General features: G+C 67.9%; 7 protein-coding genes. 6 read left to right on the top strand and 1 reads right to left on the bottom strand.

The window, feature by feature from the left end; translation table 11 throughout:
• The first annotated feature begins 207 nt into the window (after positions 1–207).
• The 5 genes from QSG27_RS05750 to QSG27_RS05770 all read left to right on the top strand — a co-directional run bounded on the left by QSG27_RS05750 (position 208) and on the right by QSG27_RS05770 (position 6,064).
• On the top strand, positions 208–720 hold the full coding sequence (locus tag QSG27_RS05750; protein WP_306704173.1) for a winged helix-turn-helix domain-containing protein: 513 nt from the start codon (positions 208–210) through the stop codon (positions 718–720).
• 306 nt (positions 721–1,026) lie between these two features.
• Positions 1,027–2,667 carry an ISL3 family transposase gene (locus QSG27_RS05755; RefSeq protein WP_306704174.1) on the top strand — a complete coding sequence of 547 codons (1,641 nt, stop codon included), beginning with the start codon at positions 1,027–1,029 and terminating at the stop codon, positions 2,665–2,667.
• A gap of 40 nt (positions 2,668–2,707) precedes the next feature.
• On the top strand, positions 2,708–2,911 hold the full coding sequence (locus QSG27_RS05760; RefSeq protein ID WP_306704175.1) for a hypothetical protein: 204 nt from the start codon (positions 2,708–2,710) through the stop codon (positions 2,909–2,911).
• 723 nt (positions 2,912–3,634) lie between these two features.
• A complete protein-coding gene (locus QSG27_RS05765) occupies positions 3,635–5,707 on the top strand; it encodes an NAD(+) synthase (RefSeq protein ID WP_456062062.1) in 2,073 nt (690 codons plus the stop codon).
• Between the two features lie 123 nt (positions 5,708–5,830).
• The gene (locus QSG27_RS05770) at positions 5,831–6,064 is read left to right on the top strand and encodes a hypothetical protein (RefSeq protein ID WP_306704176.1); all 234 of its coding nucleotides are present in this window, start codon (positions 5,831–5,833) and stop codon (positions 6,062–6,064) included.
• A 10-nt stretch (positions 6,065–6,074) separates the two neighbouring features.
• Here QSG27_RS05770 and QSG27_RS05775 read toward each other — a convergent pair whose 3' ends face one another.
• On the bottom strand, positions 6,075–6,833 hold the full coding sequence (locus QSG27_RS05775) for a glycosyltransferase family 2 protein (protein ID WP_306704177.1): 759 nt from the start codon (positions 6,831–6,833) through the stop codon (positions 6,075–6,077).
• Positions 6,834–6,928: 95 nt separating this feature from the next.
• On the opposite strand from QSG27_RS05775, the gene QSG27_RS05780 reads away from it, so the two are divergent.
• Positions 6,929–7,310, top strand: a 382-nt coding sequence (locus QSG27_RS05780; RefSeq protein ID WP_306704178.1) for a tetratricopeptide repeat protein, incomplete at its 3' end; no start/stop codon positions are given.

Genomic DNA, 7,310 nt, shown 5'->3' on the forward strand with positions numbered 1-7,310 from the left:
TCTGCCACCGACTTTCCTGTGCTGCCCACTCAACCTCTGCTTGGCTGCGCATGATTTGAAAGAACCGCTGATCCAATGCCACCCCTTCACAGCGGGATTGCGGCCTTGTGTGTGTCATACCGGCCAGCGGAGGCGCTGACTCAATGAAGGGGACTCCCAAGTCGAGCGAACGATGATTCGATTCCTCATTTCGATGGGAAAGAGCGGATGGCAGCGGCGTTGCCGTTCCGGGAAGACCTGAACACCAGCGAGTCGCGCGCCTCGGCGCGGCGGGAGCGAAAAAGGCGGGTGGCGGCACGGATGTTCGCCATCGCCCATGCTCTTGATGGAATGAGCCGAGGTGAGGCAGCGCGTCCGGCCGGCATGGACCGCCAAGCCCTGCGCGATGCGGTGGTGCGCTACAACGCTGAGGGTGTGGCCGTACTGAGTGGTCGTCCGCCACCCGGTCGGCCGGAATGGCTGAGCGAGGGTGAATTGGCGAGGCTCAAGGCGATGGTCCTCGTCGGCCGCGATCCCAAGCGGCAAGGCTGCGAGGAGCGGACCCTGCCGATCTTGTGCGAGGTGATCGCCGAACGCTTCGCCAAGATGCTGCATCCAGCCAGCCTGTCGCGCATTGTGCGGCGGTCGGGGCTGTTGACGCAGAAGACACGGCCCCGTCACCCGCAGTCCGACGCCAAGGCGCAAGCCGCGTTCCAAAAAAGGGGCTGCGCGAAGCCCTGAAGGCCGCGGCGTCCGCACACCCTGACCGCCGCCTCCAGTTCTGGTGCCAGACAAAGCCTGCATTGGTCAGAAGGGCCGCACCACGCATTGCTGGTGGGAGCGCGGGAGCGTCCGGCCGGGCTGTGCGACAAGCGCTTCACCTCCGCCTACCTCTACGCCGCCGTCTCCCCGGCCAGCGGCGCCGACTTCGCGCTGGTAATGCCGTGTAAAGGCCGAATGAAGTTTGGTCCATCCGCATTCTCGGTGCATCCCCGATGCGGATCGGAGGCGAAATGAGCACATAAAGAGAACGATTTTCCTTTCAGAGTGCCCGCACCCTTGTCCAAATTCCTGCTTTCGTTGCTCCCGGCCGGCCTTGCCGTCGATCAGGTTTCCACCGAGGCGGATCGTGTCGCCGTGACCGCTCACATGCGGGCTGCAAAGGCGAGCTGTCCGCTGTGCCGTCGCCCCTCCGTGCGCGTCCACAGCCGGTACATGCGACATCTGGGCGACCTGCCCTGGCAGGGCCGGATCGGCGAACTCCGTCTGCTGGTCCGCCGCTTCCGCTGTGCGACGGCGGACTGTTCCCGCCGTATCTTCGCCGAACGCCTGCCCACCGTGGCGGCGCCTCGGGTCAGGCGCACCCGGCGGCTTGCCGAGGCGCAACGCACCATCGCGTTGAGCGCGGGCGGGGATTCCGGCGCCCGGCTGTCCACCCGGCTCGCCATGCCGGTCAGCGGCGACACGCTGCTGCGTTTGATCCGGGCGGAGCCGGTGCCGCCGGTCTGCGAAGCCCGCATCACCGGAATCGATGACTGGGCTTGGCGCCGGGGCAAGCGCTACGGCACCATCGTCGTCGATCTCGAGCGAAACCGTCCCATCGACCTTCTGCCGGACCGCCAAGCCGACACCGTTGCCACATGGCTGAAAGCCCGTCCTGGCGTCGAGATCGTCGCCCGTGACCGTGCCGGTGCTTACGCCGATGGCGTCCGCCAGGGTGCTCCCGCCGCCGTCCAGGTCGCCGACCGCTGGCATCTCCTGCACAATCTCACCGATGCGCTGCGCGAGGTCCTCACCGGCCATCACCGCGACCTTCGGGCCGCCGCCAGGCTGGCTGTCTCTCCCGTGGGAGAAGCCGGGCCAGTAGGAGAAACCGGGCAGGAGCCGCGGTCGCCGCGGTCGGATGAGGAGTCCAGTCCACCAACCCGGCGGGAGCAGCGGAGCGCTGCCATTCATGCCGCTCGCCATGCCCGCTACGAAGAAGTCGTCGCGCTGAAAGCCCGCGGGTGGTCGCAAACGCGCATCGCTGAAACGCTCCACCTCGACCGCAAGACGGTGCGGGTGTGGCTGCGATCCGGGCAGCCGCCGGCATGGCGCCAGCCGGCCAAGGGGAGCCGGCTTGATCCGTTCCTCGATCACCTGCGGCAACGCTGGGACGGCGGCTGCCACAACGCCGCTCAACTCTGGCGGGAGATCAGGTCCCGCGGCTTCACCGGTCAGCGCAGCATAGTCCGGGACTGGGCACGGCTTCTGCGACAGACCGTACGAAGCGCCGCGTCCATGGCATCGACATCATGGCCGGTGCCGTCGCGCCGCCGGGCAGCATGGTTGGTAATCGCCGACGAGCAGGAGATCGATCCGACCGAACAGGCCTTCGTCTCGGCCCTGATCGCCCGATCACCAGAACTGGGACGAACCATCACCGTGACCCGTGCCTTTCGGGCGATGGTCCGAGGACAACGAGCCGGAGAACTGGACAACTGGCTGCTGACGGCGGAGGGCACCCCCTTGGCGGGCTTTGCCAATGGCTTGAAGCGCGATCTTGCTGCGGTCCGGGCGGCTCTGTCCCTGCCGTGGAGCACTGGGCCAGTGGAGGGGCAGATCAGCCGGCTGAAGACGATCAAGCGCATGATGAACGGCCGCGGCGGTTTCGACTTGCTGCGCCATCGCGTGCTCGAGGCCGCCTGAATGCCCACGCCCAGGCTGCTGCCCTGCACCGAAAATGCGGATGGGCCAGTATCCAATCGGCACTGACATGCCGACCGTCTCCACCGCCGCCATGAGCCTGTTCCTGGACGGCTTCTCCGGGAGCCTGGAACCGGACGTCCACGCAGTGCTCGTGCTCGACCAGGCCGGCTGGCATGGAGCGCGGGCGCTGGTCGTGCCGGACAACGTTGCGTTTGTGCCGCTGCCGCTTACAGTCCCGAGTTAAACCCGGTCGAGTGCGTCTGGCTGCACCTGCGCGAGCGCTTCCTCTCCCATCGGTTCCTGGACGACTACGACGCCGTCGTCCAGGCCTGCTGCGACGCCTGGAACACCCTCACCGCCACACCCAGGGCGTCTAAGCTCCATAACCAGCTACCCATGGCTCCCATTTGTCAATGTTTAGGCTTGGCGGTATCAGTCTGCATGCCGGGGAAGTACATTTTTCCGTTAGGCCCAAGGTGTTTGGTTTCGGGTGGGTGTGTGATCGGGGTGCCAAGGGGCAGGAGGGAGCCGCATTTCTTGGACTTCGGCGACCTCGATGTTGTGGACCACGTACAGGCAGTCCAACGAACCGTTCTTCCGGGCCACCTGCCTCTCTGTACTGCCCGATTGGCCGGCTTGAATGTGCCGTCCGACTGTGCCATCTCTGTGCCATCGGTCGGCGTCGAAACCGTTGCGGGCCAAGGCTGGCAAGGGTTTCAGGAGATGTCAGTTGGGGGTCCTAGTCCCCCAACCAACTCCTCTGAAAATCCTCAAAAAAAGCCGTTGTCTCCGCGCCTCCGCATCGAGGCTTGCGGGCGAACGCGAATGCCTTCCAAAATCGAACATGCGGTTGAGTGCCGCGCCGGCAACGGCCAGAATGCGGCGGTGCGGCGCGCGGGACGACCGGTCGTCTCCGGTGGTTTCCTCTTGCGCGCCATATCGCATGGCGGGTTGGGAGAGGAACAGGATGACGGTCGACGGCTCGGCTCGGACCATGAGCTTCGGATCACTCTATCGCCATGGCATGGCCCGGGTCGCGGCCTGCACGACCCCCTGCACGCTGGCCGACCCCATGGCGAACGCCGCGGCTGTCCTGGACAGCGTGAGGGACTGCCATGATCAGGCGGTCGCCGTCGCGCTGTTTCCCGAACTGGCGCTGTCCGGCTATGCCATCGACGACCTGTTCCTTCAGGACTGCCTGCTCGACCAGGTGGAAAGCGCCGTTCTCCATCTCGTGGAGCGCTCACGCGATCTGATGCCGCTGATCCTCGTCGGCGCGCCGCTGCGGCACGCCGGGCGCCTCTACAACACGGCGGTCGCCGTGCATCGCGGCCGGCTGCTGGGCGTGGTGCCGAAGGTCCATCTCCCCAACTACCGGGAATTCTACGAACGGCGCCATTTCGCGTCCGGCGCCGGCACGGAAGGAGGCGCGATCCGCATCGGCGGGCACAGCGCCCCCTTCGGTCCCGACCTGCTGTTCGAGGCGGAGGATCTGGACGGGCTGGTGGTCCATGCCGAGGTCTGCGAGGATCTTTGGGTCGCCGTCCCGCCCAGTTCCGAAGCCTCGCTGGCGGGGGCGACGGTGCTGGCCAACCTGTCGGCCAGCAACATCACCATCGGCAAGGCGGACACCCGCCGCCTGCTCTGCCAGTCGCAATCGGCGCGCTGCATCGCCGCCTATCTTTATTCCTCCGCCGGGGCGGGCGAATCCACCACCGATCTGGCCTGGGACGGGCAGGCGTCGATTTTTGAGAACGGCGAAACCCTGGTCGAGACCGAGCGCTTTCCCAAGGGCGCCCAGATGGCGGTCGCGGATATCGACCTCGACCTGCTGCGCCAGGAACGGCTGCGCATGGGCACCTTCGACGACAACCGCCGCCTGCACGGAACGGCCACGGGCCGTTTCCGCCGGGTCGCCTTCCGCGCCGACCCGCCCGGCGGGGACGTCGGGCTGCGCCGCAACGTCCCCCGCTTCCCCTTCGTTCCCGCGGTGCGGGAGCGTCTGGAACTCGACTGTTACGAGGCCTACAACATCCAGGTCGCCGGGCTGGTCCAGCGGCTGCGGACGACGGGCATGCCGCGCGTGGTGATCGGCGTGTCGGGCGGGCTGGATTCCACCCACGCCCTGATCGTCGCCGCCCGCGCCATGGATCTGCTCGACCGCCCGCGCACCGACATCCTCGCCTTCACGATGCCGGGCTTCGGCACCAGCGACAAGACCAAGGGCAACGCCCTGCGCCTGATGCGGTCGCTGGGCGTGTCGCACCATGAACTCGACATCCGCCCCGCGGCCAACCAGATGCTGAAGGACATGGAGCATCCCTACGCCCGCGGCGAGGCGGTGTACGACGTCACCTTCGAGAACGTCCAGGCGGGGCTGCGCACCGATTACCTGTTCCGCCTCGCCAACCAGCGGGGCGGGATCGTGCTGGGAACCGGCGACCTGTCCGAACTGGCGCTGGGCTGGTGCACCTACGGCGTCGGCGACCAGATGGCGCACTACAACGTCAACGCGGGCGTTCCGAAATCGCTGATCCAGCATCTGATCCGCTGGGTCATCGGGTCGCGCCAGTTCCCGGACGAGGTTCTGGACACGCTGGGCGACATCCTGGCGACCGAGATTTCGCCGGAACTCGTTCCGGCGGACAGCGACCGCGCCTTGCAGAGTTCGGAGGCCGTCGTCGGCCCCTACGAGCTTCAGGACTTCACGCTGTTCTACACGCTCCGCTACGGCCTGCGCCCGTCGAAGATCGCCTTCCTCGCCCTGCACGCCTGGTCCGATGCGGAGCGTGGCGATTGGCCGGCGGGCTATCCGCAGGAGAAGCGCCGTTCCTACACGCTGGCGGACATCCGTTCCTGGATGCGCGTCTTCATCCAGCGCTTCTTCGGCTTCAGCCAGTTCAAGCGCTCCGCCATGCCCAACGGGCCGAAGGTGACGGCGGGCGGGTCCCTGTCGCCGCGCGGCGACTGGCGCGCCCCGTCCGACGGCAACGCCCGCATCTGGCTGGAGGAACTGGAGCGCGAGGTGCCCAAGGAGTAGCGGCTCCGCCGCCGGTTTCCCCTCTCCCTCCGGGGGCGGGGCGGCAACGGGCGCATGCGACAGTCCTGTGACCGATCCGGCTTCGCCTTGCCGGTGGGGCGGCTTTTGCGGTAAACATCCGGCATGGTCGAAACGCGCCGCACCGGTGACCGCTCCAACGAACCGATCCGCTCCGAGGTCGGCGGCGGGCGAGTCGCGCCGCCGGGCTCGGTCGGCATCCGCAACCGGGCGGAGCAGGTCGGCGGCGGGCGCCAGCGCATACCCACCGTCCGCGAATTGGCGAGCCTCGTCGTCAACGGCATTCTGACGCTGCCGCGCAACTACCGCCGCGGCATGTACCTGGACGTTCAAGTCTAGGCGGCCAGGTTTAAGCCGTTCCCCCACCCACATAGGGCGCGACCTCCGGCCCGAACAGGCTCTCCAGCAGCAGCGGCGGCAATTCGTACTGCGGCAGGCACAGGCTGGTGCTGCGGGCGTGCAGGGTGTGCAGGCACAGCCCCTCGGCGTCCGGAAAGGCGGCGAAGCGGAAACGCTCCCGCGCGGCTTTCATGAAGGGGGCGTCCTCGCAGGCGTTGACCGGCGGAAAGCGCACCGCCTCCCACACCGACCGGCGGTAGGCGTAGGAAAAGCCGTAGCCCAGCAGATTGTCGTCGGACGGCGGCGTGTCGGGCGCCTCCACATAGGCGCGGGCCGTCCGCCCCCAGCGGTGGTGGGAGCCGCCGCGCGCCGTGTCCCAATAGCCGAAGGCGCCGTGCACCGCGCTGTGCAGGAACCATCCGGACAGGGTCACCGCGTCGTGGCCACGCTCCAGCCAGCCGACCATCCGTTCCACATAGGCCGGCGCGTAGAAGTCGTCGTCGTCGAAATGGACGATGACGTCGCCGCGCGCGTGCTCCGCCAGGATGTTGCGCTTTTCCCCGATGGCGTAGCGGCGGGGGGAGTAGAAATACTTCAGTCGCGGCCCGGCCAGCGGCTGGAGATAGGCGGACGGGCGCGGGCTGTCGTCGAACACCAGCCATTCGATGTCGGGAACCGTCTGGGACAGGATGCGGGCGTGGCACAGCGGCAGGAAATCCTCCCGTCCCCAGCTTGGCGTGATGACGCTGACGAGCGGCCGGTCGGCCATGGTCTCTCCTTCGCAACGGGTGGCGACAACGGGTGGTGGCGCCCGGCCGCTGCGCCGCATGGACTCGAGGCCGGCGGCGCGTGTAGACAGGCGGCATGGTGACATTACGGGACGCCCTGGCCGCCGCGGTCGGCCATCATCAGGCGGGCCGGCTGATCGAGGCCCGGCCCCTCTATCATAGCATCCTGCGCAGCCAGCCGGGCCACCCCGACGCGCTTCACCTGCTGGGCGTTCTGGAAAGCCAGTGCGGGCGCCCGACTATGGCGCTGCCGCTGCTGCGCCGCGCCGTGGCTCTGCTGCCCGGCGACGCCGATTTCCTCGGCAACCTGGCGCGGACCCTGCGCGCGGCGGGACAGACCGGCGCGGCGGAGCGCGCCTTCGCCCGCACGGCGGCGCTCGACCCCGCCGGCGCTGTTCGCCAAGCAGCGCGGCGGCGAGGACATCACCGACGACAGCCTGCTGATCGGCTGAGCCGCA

The organism is Azospirillum isscasi (genome assembly GCF_030849505.1).
In the GTDB taxonomy this organism is placed as follows: Bacteria; Pseudomonadota; Alphaproteobacteria; order Azospirillales; family Azospirillaceae; genus Azospirillum; species Azospirillum isscasi.